This is a genomic window from Winogradskyella sp. (assembly GCF_028289625.1).
Taxonomy (GTDB): domain Bacteria; phylum Bacteroidota; class Bacteroidia; order Flavobacteriales; family Flavobacteriaceae; genus Winogradskyella.
This window is the reverse complement of sequence record NZ_JANQOM010000001.1, coordinates 1-21,794: the sequence shown is the minus strand read 5'-3', so window position 1 is coordinate 21,794 and position 21,794 is coordinate 1. Positions and strand designations below refer to the sequence as shown.

Below are 21,794 nucleotides of genomic sequence, written 5' to 3'. Positions count from 1 at the left end.
ACCTAGAAAAGAAAGAGGAAATTATAGTCAAGATACAAGCTATTGCAGATGATACCACAAATTCCCATGGAGCCTGGCAGAAAAAAATTAGAGAGGTTGAGGCTTTACGTGAAGCCTTTTTCACAGCTGGTAAAGTGCCACTGAAAGTTAATGAAGCTACTTGGGCCAAATTTAAAGATACGGTAAGGACGTTTAACCGAGGAAAAAACAAGTTCTATAAAGAGCTAAAGAAAGATCAATACGATAATCTTCAAAAGAAACGTGAGCTTATTAAAATAGCCGAGGAGAATAAGGATAGTGATGACTTTGCCGTGGTAACACCTTTAATGAAAAAAATACAGAGTGACTGGAAAAAAATAGGTCATGTGCCAAGACGCGATAGTGATAAAATCTGGAAGCAGTTTAAAGATGCCTGCAATCATTATTTTGATAGAATGCATGCGCAACGCAAAGCAGAAAATCAGCATTTGTATGACGCGTATGATAAAAAAGTGAAATTATTGGACGAGTTAAAAGCCATCAAGTTCAGTGGAGACAACAAAGCAGATGTTGAAGCCTTAAAAAACAGAATTGCGGACTGGAAAGCTATTGGTCATGTACCACAAAATAAGCGCTATATCGATGGAAAGTTCTACAAAGCAGTTGATGAAGCCTTTGACAAACTAAAAATGGACAAGTCAAAACTAGATATGGTAAAGTTTGAAAGTAAGATTGAAAATCTGGCCAGTAATGATAACGATACTCGATTATTGGACAATGAGCAAAACTTTATACGAAAGAAAATTGGTGAAGTACAATCTGAGATTACCCAATTGGAAAACAATCTACAATTTTTCTCTAATGTTGATGAGACCAACCCATTGGTTAAGGATGTTTTAAAAAATATTGATAAGCACAAAAAAGAATTGGAAACCTGGAAAGCCAAATTGGCTAAAATCCGTGGAATGTATTCATAAAATTTAGCAAACTACGTCATTAAGTACAAAATCAAAACCCATCTGTTAATCACAGATGGGTTTTGCCCTAACTAAACTAAATTAACCTTAATTACAACCGCTTAATAATAATTAAGATTTTCTACTAAGATTATAAAAACATTTTGTTTTTATATATAGTATTTACGTCAACAAATTAAGCTTGGACGTTTAGTTTTAGATTTTTTTTAGAATTTTAACAGTAAGTTTATACTATTCCTTACCTAACACGGAATTTCATTAAATAATTTTGGATGTAGTGAGATTCTGAAACAAGTTCAGAATGACAAGGACTATAAAGACTTTGCTTCTTCCCAATAGACATCCATTTCAGCTAAAGTCATGTCCTTTAGGGGTTTGCTTAGTGCTTTGGATTTACTTTCGAGATATTGAAAGCGTTTTATGAATTTTTTGTTGGTGCGCTCAAGTGCATTTTCAGGATTGATTTTCAAAAAACGTGCATAATTAATCATTGAGAATAGTACATCTCCAAACTCATTTTCTATAGCATCTTGGTTACCTTTTACAATTTCAGATTTTAATTCAGCCAGCTCTTCTTCTACTTTTTCAAAAACCTGTTCAGGTTGCTCCCAATCAAATCCTATTCCGGCCACTTTATCTTGTATGCGATTAGCTTTTACCATAGCAGGCAGGCTTCTCGCCACACCTTCATGCACACTTTTTTTACCTTCTTTGAGTTTCAGTTGCTCCCAATTTCGTTTTACATCCTCTTCATTTCTCACTTTTACATCGCTATAAATATGGGGATGGCGTTCTACCAACTTATCACTGATACTATGGCAAACATCAGCAATATCAAAATCCTCAGTTTCGCTACCTATTTTAGAATAAAACACAATATGCAATAGGACATCACCTAACTCTTTCTTTACCTCATCCAAGTCATTGTCCAAAATGGCATCCCCAAGTTCATAAACCTCCTCAATAGTTAAATGACGAAGTGATTCCATCGTTTGCTTTTTATCCCAAGGACATTGCTCACGCAACTCGTCCATGATAATCAATAAACGTTCAAAAGCTTTGAGTTGAGCTGTTTTGTCTAACATTTTATTCTTCCTCTTCAGTAGTTACTGAGCTTGTTGAAGTATCTTCTTCTGTTTCTAAAGCCTCTAGAAGATTATTTTTCTGAAGTAAATTGTACCATTGAATTACTTTTTTGATATCAGACGCATATACACGGTCTTCGTCATAATCTGGCAATACATCAAAAAAGTATTCTTCTAGGCTATCTTTGCCATCCTTATGACTTATTGAAGTAGGTTGTCCATTTTCTTTATCCATTACTTTTTTAAGTACATCCCTCAACGGAACTTCTTCTGCTAAGGTATAAATGGCTATTTCGCTTAAAATACTTATGTTACTGTGCGCACCAACTGTAATACGCTTCTTATCAATTAATGATTGCACAACAGCTCCTGTTCTGGTTTGAGTAACAATTTCGTATAAACCTGGTTTACCTGAAATAGCTAAAATTTTATCTAAACTCATATATTTTGTCTTAACGTTTTCTGCTCATAGCTGGAAAACGCATTTTGTAATCTATTTTAATTTTTCCTTTTGAAATATTGGTCAATTTTCCTTTTAGCAAACGCTTCTTAAACGACGATAGTTTATCAGTGAACAAAATTCCCTCGATATGGTCGTATTCATGTTGAATTACCCTAGCGATTAAACCATCGTATTCTTCAATATGAGTTTCAAAATTCTCATCTTGATATTGAATTTTAATCTTTGGTTGTCTAAAAACATCCTCCCTTACGTCTGGTATGCTTAAACAACCTTCATTAAAAACCCATTCATCACCCTCTTCTTCGAGAATCTGAGCATTTATAAAGGTTTTTTTAAAGTTCTTCAATTGCTCTCTTTCTTCATCGGAAAGATCTTCATCTTGAGAAAAAGGCTCTGTATCTACTAAAAACAAACGAATTGGCAAACCAATTTGCGGTGCTGCCAAACCGACACCAAAGGCTCCATACATCGTCTCATACATATTAGCAATAAGCTCTTTTAGGTTTGGATAATCCTTATCTATATCCTTGGCTTTTTTCTTAAGAACTGCATCACCATAAGCAACTATCGGTAATATCATAATCTATATTATTTTCGGGTGCAAAAGTACAATTCTTATTTAAGATTTTGAAGCCAAATAACTTTGTAGTATCAATGTGGCACTGATTTCATCAATCAAGGCTTTATTCTGTCGTTGTTTTTTCTTTAACCCACTATCAATAATGGTTTGAAATGCCATCTTGGAAGTAAAACGTTCATCTACACGTTCTACTGGAATATTGGGAATAACTTTTGTCAACTTTTCTAAAAACTTCTGAATGTAAACTTCACTTTCCGATGCGGTATTATCCATCTGTTTAGGTAGACCCACTACAAATTTATCTACATTTTCAGATGCAACATAATCCTCTAAAAACTGAAGCAAATCGTTGGTTTCAACAGTGGTTAAACCAGAGGCTATAATTTGCATCTCATCCGTGACAGCCAAACCTGTTCGCTTTGTCCCATAGTCTATGGCAAGTATTCGTCCCATTTTGCAAAGATAATGCAATAAAAAACGCTTCCTCATAAAAAGAAGCGTTTTTAAAATTAGCTATTAATTAAGTCTATGATTTTTTTACCCTCTATAAATAAATCACGTTAATTATATCTTTTAGACACCAGAAAAATGATTAGGTCACACTTTTTAAGGTTTATTTGGTGATGATTACGACATTCAGCAATACAACGGGATTCGCTCAACCAGTTATATTGAATGCTTTACTTTGAAATTTTTCAATACAGAGTTTCATTAAAAAGAAAACCCCTCAAATTAAGGGGAAGAGGAGTTTTCGAATAATTAGCTACTAATTAAATACTTAGAATAACTATGTAGAACAAGTTATCACCGCATTCAATAGTAGTAAGACACTTATTTTTTTATAGGTCACAATTTTTGAAAAATATTTTCTTGGTGCCTTATTATCGACTTATCTTTGACATCAAAAATCACTACTGTTTTAATATGAAAGCACTGCAATTGATAATAGAGAATGCTTGGAACGACCGTTCGCAATTACAAAATAAGGAAACCATTAATGCCATAAGAGAAGTCATTGACCTTATCGACTCTGGAAACTTAAGAGTCGCTGAGCCGACAGCTGATGGATGGCAGGTTAACGAATGGGTTAAAAAGGCAGTAGTGCTCTACTTTCCTATTCAAAAAATGGAAACCTTCGAAGTTGGTATTTTTGAATACCACGATAAAATTCCACTAAAACGCAACTATGAAGAGAAAGGTATTAGAGTGGTACCACATGCGGTTGCAAGACATGGAGCTTATATTTCAAAAGGTGTTATTATGATGCCAAGCTATGTTAATATAGGTGCTTATGTGGATGAAGGTACTATGGTGGATACTTGGGCAACTGTAGGTAGCTGTGCTCAAATTGGTAAAAATGTACACCTCTCTGGTGGTGTAGGTATTGGCGGTGTACTCGAACCTTTACAAGCTGCTCCCGTTATTATAGAAGACGGAGCTTTTATTGGTAGCCGCTGCATCGTTGTTGAGGGTGTACGTGTAGAAAAAGAAGCCGTACTTGGCGCTAATGTAGTATTGACTATGAGTACTAAGATCATTGATGTTACTGGTGATACACCTGTTGAAATGAAAGGAAGAGTTCCTGCACGATCTGTTGTGATCCCTGGAAGTTATACTAAAAAATTCGCAGCAGGAGAATTTCAAGTACCTTGCGCTTTAATTATTGGTAAGCGTAAAGAAAGTACCGATAAGAAAACCTCTTTAAACGAAGCCTTACGTGAGTACGATGTAGCCGTCTAAAAAATGAGAACAAATCTAAATACCATATATCATAAAGGTCGTTTCCGCTGTAGAGAATGGGCAAAGCATTTACGCCCATATGCGAAGCGAGTTGGTAATAAAAGATTTCGAAAAAATGTTTCAGCATTAATTGAAGATGAGCTAATGGAAGATTGTATTTCATGGCCAAAAAAGACGAATAAAAAGTCTATTAGAGTTTATATTACTACTGTTCGTAATGGATTTAAGTATAGCAGTATTCAAAAATTTAGAAGTTTGAGAGATGCAAAAAACTCCATAAATAGATCTTGTGTAATTAGATATAAGTTCCTTTAGGAACAAATTGAAATTGAAAGTTCTCATCATACAACAAAAAATGATAGGTGATGTTTTGGCAACAAGCATTTTGTTTGAAGCTATAAAACAAAAGTATCCTGATGCAGAGTTACATTATGTTTTGAATTCACATACCTATTCTGTTGTTGAAGGAAATCCATATATAGACAAGCTTCATTTTTTTACACCAGAACACGAAAAAAGCAAACGCAAACTCTGGCAATTTGCAAATCAACTACGTGAAGAAAAATTTGATGTTGTTATTGATGCTTATTCATTACTATCAAGCAACATTATGTCCTTGAGGTCTAAGGCAAAAATAAAAATATCAATCGATAAGAACCGTAATTCTTTAATCTATAATCATACGTTTAGAAATAAATCTGAGGCAAAAACCAATGCAGGGTTAGCTATTGAAAACAGGTTACAATTGTTAGAGCCTTTAAACATTGACACTAGCAAAATTGTAAGACCAAAAATCTATCTTACTGAAGTCGAAAAGAACAATGCCAAACAATTTTTAGAATCAAATGGTATAGACTTAAAAAAACCTATTTTCATGATTGGGGTTTTGGGTAGTGAACAAAATAAAACCTATCCCTTTGTATATATGGCGGAAATCATTGATACTATTGTTAATGAACTACCAGAAAGTCAAATTCTATTCAACTATATCCCAAAGCAAGAAGCGGATGCTAAAGCCATTTTTGAACTTTGCCAAGCTGAGACCAAATCACATATTTTCTTTAATGTTTTTGGAAAAAGCTTGAGGGATTTTTTGACTATTACATCACATTGTAAGGCTTTAATAGGTAATGAAGGTGGTGCAACAAATATGGCTAAAGCCTTAAACATACCTACGTTTACCATTTTTTCGCCTTGGATTAAAAAAGAAGCTTGGAATATGTTTGACGATGGCTTGAAACATGTTTCAGTACACCTAAAAGATTATAACAAAAATGTTTATAGGAATGTGTCCCATCCTAAAGAGTTAAAATCAAAAGCTTCTAACTTATATGAAGAATTCAACCCTTCTTTTTTTGAGAAAAAGCTAAAGGATTTCTTAGAAGTAGTAAACTAATTTTTTTTGATACCGTACTCAGTCCATTTACGGTTTTCTTTTTTTGTAGTAGCTCTAATAGCTAAATTCTTGTCTATTGATTCTTGAGTCTTGTAACCTCTCGGATGATCTAAATGTAAACACACTGCACTGTAACGAATTTGTTTAGACTTTAATCCGTAATTAAATAAACGTTCCCCCAATTCACGGTCTTGCCCACCATACTGCATGCGTTCATCAAAGCCGTTGATAGCCGTGATGTCCTTTTTCCATCCAGATGCATTATGACCATTCCAGCTGGCGTTTGTTGGAGTAACCGTATTTAAGAATTGACTCTTTAGTCCTTTCGCAGTCAATTTATTGTTCTTAAAGGATGATTGTAATCCATGCGACTTTAACCATTTTACGTTAAAACAGCGTTGCGATAGAATATCGTCTTTAGTAATAAGTTTAGAAATGTGTAAAGGCAGCATAAAATAGCCGCCAGATAAAAAATAGCCTTCTTGGCGCTCATTAATATGCACCTCTACATAATCCTCTCTTGCCATACAATCTCCATCACTCATTAAAATATAATCGGCATTACAAGCTAAAATCGCTTTATTTAAAATTTGGGATTTCTGAAAACCGTTATCCTCGTGCCATACGTGAATGATGGAATAATTGACCTGTGATTTCATCTTTTCAATAAGATCGAAAGTTGGTTGTTTAGAGCCATCGTCTGCAATTACCATCTCAAAATTTTTGAAGGTCTGTGCTTCATAACTCCACATGACTTTTTCTAGCCATTCTTCAGAATTATAAGTGCTAATAATGACTGAAATTTCAGGTTTTTGCATTTTCTATTTGTTTATACCGTACGTGGTCCACTTCTCCCGATTTTTTTTTGTTGCCAATCTTATTTTCTGGTTTTGGGCTTCAGCTTCGTCAAGCTTATATGGTCTGTCGTGATGCAAATGTACGCAAATCGTACTATAGCGGACCTGTAAAAACCGTACACCATTGTTCATCATACGTTCACCAACTTCCCTATCTTCCCCTCCATATTGCATACGTTCATCAAAACCATTTACCGCCATAATATCTTTTTTGTAACATGACACATTCATCCCATCAAAAGTGGCTTTGGTTGGTGTTATGAAATTTAACAGCTTCGCTTTAATTTTTAGCTTCGTTAATTTATTGAGCTTAAAATTATCTGGCTGTCCTTTTGCCAAAAGCCAATGTTTATCAAAGCATTTTTGACTGAGGATAATCTGCTTTGTCATGGCTTGTGAAATTTTATCTGTGAGCTTAAAGTAACCTCCCGAGAGTGCACAATTGGGCTTGCTCAATTTTAAGTGTGTTTCCACAAAATCCTTTCTGGCAATACAGTCTCCATCTGTAAAAATAAGATAATCGGTATTAGAAGCTAGTATAGCTTTATTAAGAATTTTTGTTTTTTGAAAACCATTGTCCTCTTGCCAAACATGGATTACATTGAGTTTACTCTCTTCAGAAAATCTATCGATAACTGCTTTAGTTCTTTCATCAGAACCATCATCTGCAACGATAATTTCAAAGCTCTTATCTGTTTGAATATCATAACTATACAGTGCCAAATTCAACCATTCTGGTTGATTATAGGTACTAATAATTACTGAAGCCTTTAAAGGTGGTTGCATAACTGCAAAAATACTATTTTTACGACAGGGAAATTATAATTATGCTAAAACTATCTGGTGTTATCATTACCTTTAATGAAGAGCGTAACATTGAAAAATGCTTACAATCTTTGGTTGATGTTGTTGATGAAATTGTTGCTGTGGATAGCTTTTCTACAGACCAAACCAAAACTATTTGCCAACGCTATAATGTAAAATTTGTAGAGCAAAAATTTTTGGGCTACATAGAACAAAAGAATTTTGCCCTAAAGCAAGCTACATATAACCATGTGGTCTCATTAGATGGTGATGAAGCCTTATCCGAGAGGCTTCAACAATCTATCATACGTTTAAAAACCAATTGGCAATATGATGGTTATTATGCCAATCGTTTTAATAATTTTAGTGGCCAATGGATAAAATATTCTGATTGGTATCCTAATAAAAAGTTACGGGTTTTCGACAAAACTAAAGCAGAGTGGAAAGGCATTAATCCACATGATAATGTACAATTACACAATTTAAATGCTAAGACTGGTCATCTAAAAGGTGATATTTTGCATTGGACTTATCAAAGCTATGCTGAAATGGATAAAAAAACCGAATATTTTTCTACCATTGCAGCAAAAGCTTATATGGGTAAAGGAAAGACAGCTCCTTTTTGGAAATTGTTATGGAATCCTTCTTGGGCCTTTTTTAAAGCTTATATCCTTAGACTAGGTTTTTTAGATGGTAAAAATGGATTCAGAATTTGCTATCAAACTGGTAAAATTACCTATTTAAAATATTATAAACTGAGAGCGCTTTACAGAGCTAAAAGCTGATCTATTTTTTTTTCTTTCGCCAGAAATAATACTTCTTCTTAAAGGCTTCTCGCTTTTTAAAACTAGACGAAAATTTCTCCGAAAAAAAATACATCCGTTCTCGTACCTCTTCGTGTGGTTTATTAATGAGCTTTGCGTATTCATCACTTATGATATCTAGCATGTAGTCTTTTGGTGATAGACGTGCGAAGTTGGCTAGTCGTTCGTCATAACTTAAGGTTTTAAATTCCATACGGTTTAGGTCAACCAAATAGAATTTATATTTGTTACCCTGTTTTATAATCAAGGTATTTCCAGGAGAGTGATCTAAAAAGTGAATTCCTTTTTCGTGCAATTGATAGGTAAACTGCGTAAACTGTCTTAGGATACTATCATAGTCATCGCATTGTGGTTCATCAATAAGCTTTCTAATTGTAAAATCGTAACTCAGTTGCTTAGTAATGTAGTAACTCTTGCCAAAAAGAAAAAATGATGTGTATTCAATATAGGCCTCAGGACTTGGTGTTAAAACACCAGACTCCAATAAGCGTTCTGCATATAAAAATGAGCGCTCCGCCTTACTCTTTCTGAAGAAACGATACACTATTTTGTTAACTAGAATTGGAACCTTAAACGCCTTAATATTGTAATACTCACCTTCAATATCCAAAATCTTAATAACATTTCTGTAACCTGTTCCTATCAATTCGCCTTCACGAGAAAACTTGCTCAACATCAATTGTATAGATTCTGAAGTCAATATCGAATTCTTGTGAATATGAATTTTTACAGACATAAATAGCGCTTACTTGGCTGCAAAAGTAGGTATTTAATTCTTTAAACTTCTTCTGTAAAAAACTAAATTTTCTACTAAAAACATAACAAAATTTAGTTTCACTTCAGCTATCACTTCGTTAATACATGAATTTTTTTCATTTGATTATTTGGAAATTTCCAAACGAAAAAATTCCTATATTTTTGTCAACAACTAATAGTACTTATGTTTAAGCATTATCTCATTACGCGTTTTAATCTCAGAAATAAAAACTGGGATGTTACTAAAAATAATGAAACTCTCTTAACACGAGAATGGATGCATCATCGCATTGGATTATTCAGTGATTTTTGTTTACCCTCGGTCGCTCGTCAAACCAATACAAATTTTCAATGGTTGTTGTTTTTTGACAAAACCACTGATAAAGACTTTAAGGAAGAACTAGAAACACTGTTACAGCCTTATCCGCATTTTAAATCTTTTTATATTGACGGTATGGATGCTTTTCATCCTGAAATAAAAAAGTTCACCACTGAAGACGGTAACGACTATGATTATATTATTACTTCGCGCATAGATAATGACGATTGTATTCATAAAGATTATATCTCTACCATACAAGAGCAATTTGCATCACAGGATTTTATGGCGATTGATATCCTAAAAGGATACTCACTTCAGATATCACCAGATATTATGTTAGGCAAGAAGGAACATATTTTTAATCCTTTTATAAGTCTTATTGAAAAAAATGAATCCCCAAAGACGGTTTGGTTTAGTGACCACAATATGTGGAAAAAAGAATCGAGACGGATAGAAATAGCTAATAAACGTCTTTGGATGTCTATTATTCATGAAAAGAACAAAGTGAACGAGTTTGACGGTTATGACAACGTAGATTGGAATACTATTAAATTGGATTTTATGGTTTCTGACACAATTGAAGAAAAAGTATCATCTAATATTATTCCGCACAACCAATGGCGCTACCTAAGCTTTAAAAACAAACTTTATGTCAACTATGTCTTGATGAGTAAAAAGTTTAAAAAAGCATTAGGCCTTTACAAAATCAAATAAACTTAGAGCTTAGTTATTGTGGTTTTCTAAGACATCATTTAACTCATCAATCATCTTTTTTGCTATGACCTCCTTTGTATGATTGTCTACTAAGAATTGATAGCCATTTTTAATAAACTTCTGTTGAAGTGCCTCATCATTAATTAGTGTCAAGACTTTATCGGCAAAGTCTTGTGCGTTTCCAACTTGGGCTAAAGAGCCTGTTTCATTATCAATCACAAGTTCTGGTATTCCTCCTGCATTGGCTGCAACTACTGGTACTTTACAAGCATAAGACTCTAAAATAACACCACCAGCAGGTTCGTTGTTCGAAGTAAATAGGAACAAATCAAACTCTGGTAAAATTTCTGGGATATCTTTTCTAAACCCTGCAAAGATCACTCGATCCTCCAACCCTTTAGACGCTACATATGCTTTAATCTCATCCTCTAGAACGCCTTCTCCTACTAGAACGAATGTAGCTTTCAAATCTGTTTTGGCTAAAATCTCAACCGTATCAATCCAAGTGTAATGATCCTTAAAGCCTGTAAAAGCAGCAATATTACCTATAATCTTATGATCGGGTGGAATATTGAACTCTTTGTAAAGCAAACCATTTTTTTCAGTCTTCGTGAATTTTTTGATGTCCGTTAAAATCCCTACGATTCTTAGCTTACTATGATTCTTTACAGCATATTTAAGCTCGTCAACAACAGGTTGTGTAATACAGAGTATGCGTTTAATACCCTTGTAATTATACTTCCACTTTCTAAAGAAGTTAGTATCTACACGTTTAATGAGTGTTCTACACAATACCAGAGGAATCTTTAATCCATAAAAAAGTGAGGATAATACAGCAATGGTATGCGATTGACTATTATGGATAAAAACCAAGTCTGCTTTATTTTCATCAGCTATTTTCTTCAAGGACTTCGCAAATTTTAAATCGTATTCAGATTTAAAATCCAATCCGATGACTTGCATATTCTTCGCTTTGGCAATTTTATGGACTTCAGAATTATTAGTACAAACAATCCATTGATCTTCCACATATCCAAAATCCCTAAAGGCTTCATACAGGTATATTATTTTTTGCTCATGTCCTCTCCAACCTTTAGATGCAGTTACTTGTATTAATCTCATGAACTAAAATTATTTTTTGTTAGGAAGTTTTATTAAATCGCCCATGATTTTATTATGAGGCTCTGATATAACACGCTTCATTCCACCTTTGTGTAGAAAGGTCAATTCTCCAAAATATATCTTACCTTCAATAGAATACAAATCGACACGTACAAAAATGAAATCTTTAGACAAAATCTTTGCAATTTCAATCATGTCTTCAAAGTTATCTGGTTTTTCGAGGCTCCTTTTTAAGTAGTTAGATCGTTCTTCAGGGATTTCAAGCTTATTCCAGTTAATATCGTAATCCACTTCTTTTCTAATACCATCTTCCAAAGCTTTTACATGAATGAACTTAGGCTCGCCGTGAAAACACAGAAATTTATAATCTAAAATGGCATCATCATTAAGTTGATCCAAGAACTTCTCTGCGATAATTCTTGGTTTAATGCCTCTATAAATAATCTCTTTGTACTTATCGTAATAATTCTGGGCTAAAAACTTTTTTAATTGGGCTTTTACTTTTGGCCAATCTAACTTGGATTTATCTTCGACAATGATATTGTATCCAGAACCATGTGTGCCTTTTAGAACAAATTTATCAGGAAGTGCATCGAAGTCAATCTCCTCGACATCTTCATAGACGCCAAGAAGCTCATTTAAATACTCCTCACCAATCGTTTCTTTAATGTGTTTTCTAACTTCATACTTATCAATATATTTCTTATAGGATTCATCATATTGATAAAGCTTTAACCATTGGATTTTTTCACTTAAATCCACTGGGTTTTCTAAATTCAAGCGTCTGTTATTTTTTAAATAGTAATTAGCTTTTATGTAAGCTTCATCTGCATTTGGCTTATTCTTCAGATACTTGACCATTAGCTGATAATACTTTCGTTCTAGAAAATTCATAAAAAAAGATTGAGCCTAAAAGTATGAATACTTTTTGAGATTAATAAAGCGTCTAGTCAATTTTAAAACACCACAAGTAAGTCGTATCTTTGCACAGCTAAAATTAGAACGGTAACATGAACCACAAACAGGCCTTAAAACATAACATTTTTTCTGTTATTTCTCAGTCTGCTGAAGAATTACAGTTAGACTGTTACGCTATAGGTGGTTTTGTACGTGATTACCTCTTAGAACGCAGTAACGCAAAAGATATTGACATCGTTGCGGTGGGAAGTGGCATAGATTTGGCACAACAAGTGTCGAAGAATTTACCCAATCAGCCAAAGGTTCAAATCTTTAAAACTTATGGGACTGCGATGTTGCGCTATGATGATATTGAAATTGAATTTGTCGGTGCGCGTAAAGAAAGTTATAATGAAGATAGTAGGAATCCAATAGTTGAAAATGGTAATTTAGAAGACGATCAAAATCGACGCGATTTTACAATCAACGCCTTGGCACTGAGTCTCAACAGCTCTAATTTTGGTGAACTACTTGATCCTTTTAACGGTTTAGAAGATTTAGATAATGGTGTCATTCGTACTCCGCTAGATCCTGATATCACTTATAGTGATGATCCGTTGCGTATGATGCGCGCCATCCGTTTTGCAACGCAGCTGAATTTTAAAATCGAAGACAACTCTTTAAAAGCCATCACAGCTAATAAAGATAGAATCAAAATCATCTCAAAAGAACGTATAGTTACCGAGTTGCATAAAATTATAGAAAGTGACCAACCCTCTATCGGATTTAAACTTTTAGAAAAAACAGGGTTGTTAGATTATATCTTACCAGAACTTATAGCACTCAAAGGTATTGATGAAATTGAAGGGCAACGCCATAAGGATAACTTTTACCACACTCTAGAAGTTGTTGACAATATTGCAAAGACTACAGACAATTTATGGTTACGGTGGGCGGCATTATTACATGATATAGGTAAAGCTCCTACAAAAAAGTTTCATAAAAAAATTGGCTGGACCTTTCATGCACATGAGTTTGTAGGTTCTAAAATGGTTTATAAACTTTTTAAGCGTCTTAAAATGCCGTTGAATGACAAAATGAAGTTTGTGCAGAAAATGGTATTAATGAGCTCTAGACCAATAGTCCTAGCCACAGAAGTAACAGATTCTGCTGTAAGGCGTTTGGTGTTTGATGCTGGTGATCATGTTGATGATCTAATGATACTGTGTGAAGCCGACATTACCACTAAAAACCCTAAAAAGTTTAAGAAATACCATAACAACTTTAAGCTTGTTAGAGAAAAAATAGTTGAAGTTGAAGAACGTGATAGGATTAGAAATTTTCAACCTCCTGTTACTGGAGAAGAAATAATGAAAACGTTTAATCTTCAACCTTCAAAAGAAATAGGAATCATTAAGGAAGCTATTAAAGAAGCTATTCTCGAAGGAGAAATACCTAATGAACATGATGCTGCTTTTGAGTTAATGCTAAAAAAAGGAAAAGCCTTAGGATTGACGATTGACGATTGACGATTGACGATTGACGATTGACGATTGACGATTGACGAAATTAAAGAATTTGGAGTTTGGAATTTAAGATATGCTGAACATTTTAAGAACAAATGCTGCTAATACTGATTTTATTGCTTTAGTTAAACAGCTAGATGCATATCTAAAAATTACCGATGGTGATGAACACGCTTTCTACAACCAATTTAATTCCATTGACAATCTTAAGCATGTCGTCATTGCGTATTTGGACGATAACCCAATAGCATGTGGTGCATTTAAAGCTTTTGATGCTTCTAAGGTAGAAATAAAACGTATGTATACTTTACCTGAGCAAAGAGGACAAGGAATCGCTAAATTCTTACTACAAGAATTAGAAATTTGGGCTGTTGAATTGGGATACTCATCAACAATACTCGAAACTGGAAAACGACAGGTAGAAGCTGTCAATTTTTATAAAAAGTGTGGCTACATCTCCATTCCGAGATATGGTCAATATAAAGCAATGGAGAATAGTCTGTGTTTTGAAAAAAAGTTATTGAAAAATGAAAAAGGATAATAAAGCTGTTATTTATTGGCTACTTACAGGTTGTGTTCTAATCTTTATTATGGTGATTGTTGGTGGTATCACCAGATTAACACATTCGGGTTTGTCAATTTCCAATTATAAATTGATTTCAGGTACAATCCCTCCAATGAATGAAGTGGAATGGAATGAAGCATTTGATCTTTACAAACAATATCCCGAATACCAAAAACTGAACTATGGCATGTCCTTAGAAGACTTTAAGGATATCTACTTCTGGGAGTGGATTCACAGAGTCATTGGTCGTTTTATAGGTCTGGTATTTATTATTCCTTTTGTTTATTTTTTAATTCGAAAACAACTTAGCAAATCAACGATTAAGAAGTCCATTATACTCCTTATAATGGGAGGGTTTCAAGGGTTTTTGGGCTGGTATATGGTAAAAAGCGGTTTGGTTGATCGCCCTGATGTGAGTCATTATAGACTAGCTGCACATTTAACCACAGCCTTCCTAACCTTTGCCTATACCTTTTGGGTAGCATTAGACTTAATATTCCCTAACAAAAAAGAAATTGATAAAAAGTTGCGCAACTTCATAAGAATTGGCCTTGTGGTTTTGGTCATTCAGATTATTTATGGAGCTTTTGTGGCGGGCTTGGATGCTGGTTGGATTCATAATCATTGGCCATTTATGAACGAAGGGAAATTGATTCACGAAACGGTTTACATAGAGCAAAACCCAACCTATCTTAATTTTATTGAAGGTAAGAGCGGTGTGCAGTTTGTTCATAGAACCTTAGCTTATGTCGTTGTGATATTTATGCTAGCCATTTGGTATAAGGCCACGCGACATAACATAACCCTACTGCAAAAGAGAGGTGTCAATAGTCTCTTAATAATTGTTGGTTTTCAGTTTTTGTTGGGCGTTTTAACACTACTGCTTGCAGTACCAGTTTGGTTAGGAGTATTGCACCAAGTTGGCGCTTTTATTTTATTGAGCAGTATGGTTTTTACATTGCACCGTTTTAGTAAATAGTTTAAAAAATCGATTAAATTTGCAGTATGATTTACAGGTTTAGAGTCATCTTAGATAACGATACTGAAGACGATGTGTTTCGCGATTTAGAAATACGTGAAACAGATACTATGGAAGATCTTCACAACATCATTACCCAATCCTTTGGTTTTGATGGTATGGAAATGGCATCGTTTTACGTCAGTGATGAACAGTGGAACCAAGGCGAGGAAATTGCAATGTTCGATATGAGTGAAGGTGACAATAAGGTGAAAATGATGAGCACAACACTTATAAAAGATGTAGTTCATGAAGCATCACCAAAACTGATTTATGTTTACGATTTTTTAAATATGTGGACCTTCTTTGTGGAACTCGCAGAAATCGTCGATGAAGCTGTTGGAACTGACTACCCAAATTTAATGTTTGTGCATGGCCAAATTCCAGACGAGGCACCAGAAAAAATGTTCCATACAGATGAAGATTTTGATGATGATGACATCGACTTAGACGACTATGGAGATTTAGGTTTTGATGAAAACTGGAATTAGATACTATCTTGCCTTGACACTTTCATAATTTCGTTTTACAAAATCCAGAGCATTCTTTACAACCTCACCCATGGTCTTGCTTTTTTTAAAATTAACGTCTAGGGTATAGTTATAAATGTCCTTTTTTAATCTTGCTATGTGTTTCTCGCTAGATAATTCATCAGATACCATACATTCCAACAATGCGTCAACTCTATTCTGAAAACTAATGATACGTTTTGCTACTATAGAACGCTCCTCAATCCTATATTGCTCAATGGACTCGTCTTGTATTTTATCTTGTACCAATTGTACCATCTTATAATTTTCCTTAAAAAATTGTGGCATGTATATTTTTAGATTGCCTTCATAAGATTGTTGGTCAAAATCAATGGCTCTAATTTTAAATACAACATGGTCAAAATCATGAATTGGTATAATGACATAATTATAGGAGCGCATATCTCCCAAAAGCCTTATCATAGAACGCTCATTAAATTTTACAAACTCCTTGGCAATTTGTGCTTTTTCAGAATCCAAACAATTATCCAAGCTGTTTTTAATAAATTCATCACCCGGAATGCCCGAAATATGCTCTTCAATCAAAGTATCCCTACAAACTAAAAAATTAATACTATATGGAGACAGCATATGCTCAAGTTCCAAGCCATAAATTCTTGAAGCGTCAGCTTTCTTTACATAAAAATAAGTGTAATTATCGTTTAAAATATTTCTGACCTTTATTCTGAAAGGTTTTGAATTACCAAACGTACAAAAATCAATAGCATCAACATTCAAATATTTTAAAATCCACTCGCCGCCATCAGAAATCAGATGGGAATAGACTTTTTTTAAACTTCTGTTAATTTCGTCCCTATCAAATTCGTTATAATAGACTCTGATCCACAATGTGTCTTCGTCCTTATCATTATATATTTCCACAGCACCTTGAAAACGCAATAAATCAGAATAAAAAATTGGCAAATCAATGTTTCTTCTATAATTAGACAGATAGGTGTCCAAAGCCTTTGAAACTGGATATGAAGGCTTTTTTTTCGATATTTTTACATCGTCTTCCATTGCTTAAATGTAATGCTTTTAATAAAAATTGTAACAAATTTTAATAGATTTCGTCTTAATAACATATGCTAAATAATTTAGCATTATGTAGAACCAATCAATCTTTAAAAACCAATCATATCTTGGAGCCAATCCTTACAATCGATAATCTTACTAAGAAATTTGGCTATTTAACGGCCGTAAAAGACTTAAGTTTTACTATTAACAAAGGTAATGTCTATGGCATTTTAGGACCTAACGGAAGTGGTAAATCCACAACGCTCGGTATAGTGCTTAATGTTGTCAATAAAACCAGTGGCGATTTCCATTGGTTTGATGGTAATACAACAACCCATGATGCCTTAAAGCAAGTTGGTGCTATTATAGAGCGTCCTAACTTTTATCCTTACATGACCGCTGCGGAGAACTTAAAATTAGTCTGCAGAATAAAAGGTGTTGACCACAGCAAGATTGACGAAAAGTTAGACGTTGTTGGTCTGTTAGACCGAAAAGACCATAAGTTTAAGACTTACTCTTTGGGTATGAAACAGCGTTTGGCTATAGCTTCTGCCCTTCTTAACGATCCTGAAATTTTAATTTTGGATGAACCTACCAATGGCCTAGACCCTCAAGGTATTCACCAAATAAGACTAATCATAAAGGAAATAGCTGCAAATGGTACTACCATTCTTTTGGCTTCTCACCTTTTGGATGAAGTAGAAAAAGTATGTTCTCATGTAGTTGTATTACGCAAAGGTGAAAAACTTTACTCCGGACGTGTTGATGAGATGATTAGTAGTCATGGATTCTTTGAACTTAAGACGGAAGAGCACGATGAATTATTGAAGTTACTCAAATCTGATTCTAATTTTGGTAAACTGAAAGTAGAAGACGGTTTAATTACCGCATTTTTAAACGAGCCTATGTCTGCTTCGGATTTTAATAAATTGATGTTCGCTAAAGGAATTGTACTGTCCCATTTAGTAAAACGAAGAGAAAGCCTTGAAGAACAGTTCTTAGAACTTACCAATAATTTAGAAACCAATTAGAAAACAGCTTAATTACGATTTGAGAATTGGGCACAACCAATCAAATATTAATATGTTACGATTATTTAATATAGAACTTTTCAAGTTATGGAACAACAAATCAAGCAGAGTATTAATTATTCTATCGTTTGTTCTTCCTTTTACAATAGCTTTTATCACATCAATTAAAATTGATTTAGGATTTATAAGGTTAGATCCTAGTGAGTATGGAATTTTTAATTTTCCTTTTATATGGCATTGGAATTCCTATTTCGCGTCACTTTTCAAGTTATTTTTTGCCCTAGTAGCAATTTCCATGATTTCTAACGAATACAACTACAGGACTTTAAAACAAAACTTAATAGATGGGCTTAGCAAAAAAGAGATGATACTTTCTAAGTTTTATGTAATAGTTGTTTATTCAGTTCTCTCTACTATTGGTGTTTTTATTATGTCTATAATAATTGGTTCAATTTACAGTACATATACTGAGGCCACAATAGTATTTGATGAATTAGAGTATCTTCTTGCATACCTAGTAAAACTAATAGGTTTTTTCTCTTTTTGCCTTTTCATTACTTTATTGGTCAAAAGATCAGTTTTTGCTATTGGTATTCTCATAGTTTTCAGTGCTATTGAGTGGATCACTTATGCATACATGAGATGGGAGGTCTATGAAAATCAAGCACAAGAAATAGGATATAATTTCGCTGAAAGTGTTTCTCAGTTTTTCCCTTTGATGTCTATGTACAATTTAATTGAACAACCCATTATAAGGTATGCTAGGAGAATTAACCCAAATGATATTAATTTCCCTCATGATTATGCTGTACATTGGTACGAAATTGCAATTGTCTTAGGTTGGTCTGCACTTTTTATCTTTTTGTCTTATCGATTATTAAAAAAGAGAGATTTGTAATATCTTTGATAGCCATCGTTATTTAGCTTATATATACTAACAACTGGGAAAATAAGAGTTCTGGCTGTTATATAGTATAATGAGGTCAATTATGGCATAAAAAGATGTTATGAAAAAGATTTGTTTAGCACTACTCTTATTATGTTGTTATTCCCAAATAACTGGGCAAAATGAGGCCTCATTTTGGTATTTTGGTCAGAATGCAGGTGTTCGTTTTAATGCTGAAACAGGAACTGTTACTGCACTCAATGACGGACAAATAAATACCCTTGAAGGCTGTACTTCTATTTCCGATGCTAATGGCAATTTATTGTTTTACTCTGATGGTAGAACGGTTTGGAATAGAAACCATCAAGTAATGCTAAATGGCTTTGGGTTAAGAGGAGATGATTCTAGTACATCTTCTGGTGTTATTGTTCCTAAGCCTCAAGACCCCGATTTTTACTATATCTTCACCGTAGATGAACCACATCACTTCAATACCTTAAACTTTTCTACCGAATCCGCTAATGATGGTGTTAATGATGGCTTAATGTACTCACGAGTAAACATTCTGGATGATGGAGGACTAGGTGCAGTAGATACCATTGAAAAAAATATCCCCTTAATCACTTACGACACCTCTAATCCATTAGCATCAGAATTAAAATGTTCTGAAAAAATTACAGCTGTAAAAGCAGATGATTGCTTTTCATTCTGGGTTATTACCCATTTTGGGGACACTTTTTATGCGTTTAAGATTGATGAAAATGGTGTAGATCCAGACCCTGTAACTTCAATTGTTGGGCCAAATATACCTTTAGAAGGTTATCGACGTAATGCTTTAGGCTATTTAAAAGCCTCACCTGATGGCACTAAATTGGTATCTGCCAATTTTGGTGAGTCTACAATTCCTGGTGATGATGCTGGTGGTGGGATTTATTTATTCGATTTTGATAATGATACTGGTATAGTTTCCAATAGTCTTGAACTTTACAGTGCCCAAAACAATGATAGTCCTTATGGTGTCGAATTTTCTGCTGAAAATCGAAAAGTTTATGCAACTGTTGGGTTTGGCGCTTCTGGAAATGGCGCTAGCCAGATATTACAATGGGACTTAACTAGTACAGATATACCTAACTCTTTACAAATCGTGAATACATCCAGTACCATTAGTGCTGGGGCATTACAATTAGGTATTGATAGAAGGATTTATAGAGCGCAATTTGAGTTTGGAGCGAACACTGGCGCAAGACAATTTTTAGGAGTTATCGAAAATCCTGAGGCAGACGGACAAGATGTTGTATATAATCAAAGTGGAGTATTTTTAGAAGCACCTGGGTTTCCCGTAAACGAAAGTAGAATAGGACTCCCCCCCTTCATTCAATCTTTGTTTAATTCACAAACCGATATCATTAGAAATGGCATTAGTACTACCGAGTTAAGACTATGTACAGGTGATAACTATACCTTACGGGCCGATAACATAGCTGGTGCGGATTATGTATGGTCTTTTGATGGTACTCCTGTTCCTGGAAACAATCAATCCCAATTGCTCATTGACACACCTGGGTTTTACGAAGTCTTTATAGAACCAAATAACGGTGACTGCCCTATAGAAGGAAGTGCTGTTGTTGGTGTGTTCGATATCCCAGTGGCTAATCCATTATCTGATGTTCTTGTCTGTGATGATTCTGGGAATGACGGCTTTTTTCAAGGCTTCGACTTTACCAATAAAAATGTTGAAGCACTATTAACTCAAGATTCTAACCAATACAGTGTTCGTTATTTTGAAACATTGAATAACGCAAATAATCTCGAAAATGAAATTACCTTTCCTTACACTAATAGTGCTAATCCCCAAATCATTTATGTAAGAGTAGACAATAATGACAATGCCAATTGTTTCGATATTAATTCCTTTGAAGTCGAAGTATTTAACACACCACAAATCGTCCAGCTTAATAATATAGAATTTTGTGATAACGAAGGGGATTCTATGGATGGTTTTGCTACAATCGAATTAGGTGATTTAATCCCAAATATCCTAGGTGACCAAGATGAAAATGAAACAAGCATTACCTTTCACCCTACTCAAGCTGATGCAGATAATAATGGCACCGCATTGCCATTATCATATTCTAACGTTACAGCATTTGTCGAGACCATATTTGTTAGAATAGAGAATACAAATAATACGGATTGCTTTAGTACTGGAAGCTTTGATTTAATTATCAACGACGCCCCTATTGCTAATAATATCGCCATTGTACAATGTGACGAAGACGGTATTCCCGAAGGATTTACAACTTTTAATATCAACTTGTTTAATGAGGATGTCACAAATAGTACTACAGACCGTTCTGTGACATATCATCTATCTCAAGCAGATGCCGAAGAAGACGTAAACGCTATCGATGCCGATGCCTTTGAGAATTTCTTCAATCCCCAGATTGTCTATACAAGGGTGACCAATACCAATACGGGCTGTGTCAGCTTCAGCGAAGTGTCCCTGGAGGTCAGTGCAACGTCTTCAAACGATGCCAGCCTTTCCGTTTGCGACGACGACGGTACCGAAGATGGCCTTGCCTCCTTTAACCTCAGCGATTCCAACGCCATTGTGCTCGCTGGCGCTCCTGCAGGGCTGGACCTTGAGTACTACGAAACCTATATAGATGCCTTGACTGAAAGTAATCCTCTGGGAAATACCTTTA

Annotated in this window: 21 protein-coding genes and 1 pseudogene; 12 read left to right on the top strand and 10 right to left on the bottom strand. The window is 34.4% G+C overall.

The annotated features are described in order from the left end of the window. Positions 1-956, top strand: a 956-nt coding sequence (locus Q0992_RS00110; RefSeq protein WP_299518994.1) for a DUF349 domain-containing protein, incomplete at its 5' end; no start/stop codon positions are given. A gap of 311 nt (positions 957-1,267) precedes the next feature. On the opposite strand, the gene mazG is transcribed toward Q0992_RS00110, so the two are convergent. Genes mazG through ruvX form a run of 4 tightly spaced genes read right to left on the bottom strand, consistent with a single transcriptional unit; the run spans position 1,268 to position 3,537 of the window. Next, a complete protein-coding gene (gene mazG / locus Q0992_RS00105; RefSeq protein WP_299518993.1) occupies positions 1,268-2,041 on the bottom strand; it encodes a nucleoside triphosphate pyrophosphohydrolase in 774 nt (257 codons plus the stop codon). Position 2,042: 1 nt separating this feature from the next. Beyond that, entirely contained in the window at positions 2,043-2,483 is a 441-nt protein-coding gene (locus Q0992_RS00100; protein WP_299518992.1) for a DUF5606 domain-containing protein, read from the bottom strand. A gap of 10 nt (positions 2,484-2,493) precedes the next feature. Then, positions 2,494-3,084 carry a peptide deformylase gene (gene def / locus Q0992_RS00095; RefSeq protein WP_299518991.1) on the bottom strand — a complete coding sequence of 197 codons (591 nt, stop codon included), beginning with the start codon at positions 3,082-3,084 and terminating at the stop codon, positions 2,494-2,496. Positions 3,085-3,123: 39 nt separating this feature from the next. Then, positions 3,124-3,537, bottom strand: coding sequence for a Holliday junction resolvase RuvX (ruvX, locus tag Q0992_RS00090; RefSeq protein WP_299518990.1), 414 nt, complete (start codon positions 3,535-3,537; stop codon positions 3,124-3,126). A 471-nt stretch (positions 3,538-4,008) separates the two neighbouring features. On the opposite strand from ruvX, the gene Q0992_RS00085 reads away from it, so the two are divergent. Both Q0992_RS00085 and Q0992_RS00080 read left to right on the top strand, forming a co-directional pair. Beyond that, positions 4,009-4,824 carry a 2,3,4,5-tetrahydropyridine-2,6-dicarboxylate N-succinyltransferase gene (locus Q0992_RS00085; RefSeq protein WP_299518988.1) on the top strand — a complete coding sequence of 272 codons (816 nt, stop codon included), beginning with the start codon at positions 4,009-4,011 and terminating at the stop codon, positions 4,822-4,824. 322 nt (positions 4,825-5,146) lie between these two features. Next, positions 5,147-6,220 (top strand): glycosyltransferase family 9 protein, encoded by a 1,074-nt coding sequence (locus Q0992_RS00080; RefSeq protein WP_299518985.1) that lies wholly within the window; start codon positions 5,147-5,149, stop codon positions 6,218-6,220. Here the strand turns inward: Q0992_RS00080 and Q0992_RS00075 are convergent. Next, the gene (locus tag Q0992_RS00075; protein ID WP_299518983.1) at positions 6,217-7,038 is read right to left on the bottom strand and encodes a glycosyltransferase family 2 protein; all 822 of its coding nucleotides are present in this window, start codon (positions 7,036-7,038) and stop codon (positions 6,217-6,219) included. The two genes, Q0992_RS00080 and Q0992_RS00075, sit on opposite strands and share 4 nt — an antisense overlap. A gap of 3 nt (positions 7,039-7,041) precedes the next feature. Further along, on the bottom strand, positions 7,042-7,863 hold the full coding sequence (locus tag Q0992_RS00070) for a glycosyltransferase family 2 protein (RefSeq protein ID WP_299518981.1): 822 nt from the start codon (positions 7,861-7,863) through the stop codon (positions 7,042-7,044). Positions 7,864-7,904: 41 nt separating this feature from the next. Here Q0992_RS00070 and Q0992_RS00065 point away from each other — a divergent pair, with 41 nt between their 5' ends. Continuing rightward, the gene (locus tag Q0992_RS00065; protein ID WP_299518978.1) at positions 7,905-8,666 is read left to right on the top strand and encodes a glycosyltransferase family 2 protein; all 762 of its coding nucleotides are present in this window, start codon (positions 7,905-7,907) and stop codon (positions 8,664-8,666) included. Position 8,667: 1 nt separating this feature from the next. On the opposite strand, the gene Q0992_RS00060 is transcribed toward Q0992_RS00065, so the two are convergent. Continuing rightward, entirely contained in the window at positions 8,668-9,441 is a 774-nt protein-coding gene (locus Q0992_RS00060) for a lipopolysaccharide kinase InaA family protein (RefSeq protein ID WP_299518975.1), read from the bottom strand. A gap of 204 nt (positions 9,442-9,645) precedes the next feature. Here Q0992_RS00060 and Q0992_RS00055 point away from each other — a divergent pair, with 204 nt between their 5' ends. Continuing rightward, the gene (locus tag Q0992_RS00055; protein ID WP_299518973.1) at positions 9,646-10,497 is read left to right on the top strand and encodes a glycosyltransferase; all 852 of its coding nucleotides are present in this window, start codon (positions 9,646-9,648) and stop codon (positions 10,495-10,497) included. Between the two features lie 9 nt (positions 10,498-10,506). On the opposite strand, the gene Q0992_RS00050 is transcribed toward Q0992_RS00055, so the two are convergent. Continuing rightward, positions 10,507-11,619 carry a glycosyltransferase family 4 protein gene (locus Q0992_RS00050; RefSeq protein WP_299518970.1) on the bottom strand — a complete coding sequence of 371 codons (1,113 nt, stop codon included), beginning with the start codon at positions 11,617-11,619 and terminating at the stop codon, positions 10,507-10,509. Between the two features lie 9 nt (positions 11,620-11,628). After that, positions 11,629-12,513 (bottom strand): ATP-grasp fold amidoligase family protein, encoded by an 885-nt coding sequence (locus Q0992_RS00045; RefSeq protein ID WP_299518968.1) that lies wholly within the window; start codon positions 12,511-12,513, stop codon positions 11,629-11,631. 116 nt (positions 12,514-12,629) lie between these two features. Here Q0992_RS00045 and Q0992_RS00040 point away from each other — a divergent pair, with 116 nt between their 5' ends. The 4 genes from Q0992_RS00040 (at position 12,630) to Q0992_RS00025 (ending at position 16,116) form a co-directional block, all read left to right on the top strand. After that, complete coding sequence (locus Q0992_RS00040; protein WP_299518965.1) at positions 12,630-14,045, top strand: HD domain-containing protein; 1,416 nt, start codon at positions 12,630-12,632, stop codon at positions 14,043-14,045. A 70-nt stretch (positions 14,046-14,115) separates the two neighbouring features. Continuing rightward, the gene (locus Q0992_RS00035; RefSeq protein ID WP_299518956.1) at positions 14,116-14,583 is read left to right on the top strand and encodes a GNAT family N-acetyltransferase; all 468 of its coding nucleotides are present in this window, start codon (positions 14,116-14,118) and stop codon (positions 14,581-14,583) included. Next, entirely contained in the window at positions 14,570-15,586 is a 1,017-nt protein-coding gene (locus tag Q0992_RS00030) for a COX15/CtaA family protein (protein WP_299518953.1), read from the top strand. The genes Q0992_RS00035 and Q0992_RS00030 overlap by 14 nt, the downstream gene beginning before the upstream one ends. A gap of 26 nt (positions 15,587-15,612) precedes the next feature. Further along, positions 15,613-16,116 (top strand): hypothetical protein, encoded by a 504-nt coding sequence (locus Q0992_RS00025; protein ID WP_299518950.1) that lies wholly within the window; start codon positions 15,613-15,615, stop codon positions 16,114-16,116. A gap of 3 nt (positions 16,117-16,119) precedes the next feature. Here the strand turns inward: Q0992_RS00025 and Q0992_RS00020 are convergent, their stop codons facing one another. Continuing rightward, positions 16,120-17,175 (bottom strand): hypothetical protein, encoded by a 1,056-nt coding sequence (locus Q0992_RS00020; protein ID WP_299518948.1) that lies wholly within the window; start codon positions 17,173-17,175, stop codon positions 16,120-16,122. Between the two features lie 122 nt (positions 17,176-17,297). On the opposite strand from Q0992_RS00020, the gene Q0992_RS00015 reads away from it, so the two are divergent. The 3 genes and pseudogenes from Q0992_RS00015 to Q0992_RS00005 form a co-directional block, all read left to right on the top strand. Next, the gene (locus tag Q0992_RS00015; protein WP_299518995.1) at positions 17,298-18,203 is read left to right on the top strand and encodes an ABC transporter ATP-binding protein; all 906 of its coding nucleotides are present in this window, start codon (positions 17,298-17,300) and stop codon (positions 18,201-18,203) included. 52 nt (positions 18,204-18,255) lie between these two features. After that, on the top strand, positions 18,256-19,101 hold the full coding sequence (locus Q0992_RS00010) for an ABC transporter permease subunit (RefSeq protein ID WP_299518946.1): 846 nt from the start codon (positions 18,256-18,258) through the stop codon (positions 19,099-19,101). A gap of 109 nt (positions 19,102-19,210) precedes the next feature. After that, a pseudogene (locus Q0992_RS00005) lies at positions 19,211-21,794 on the top strand (CUB protein); the annotation flags it as partial.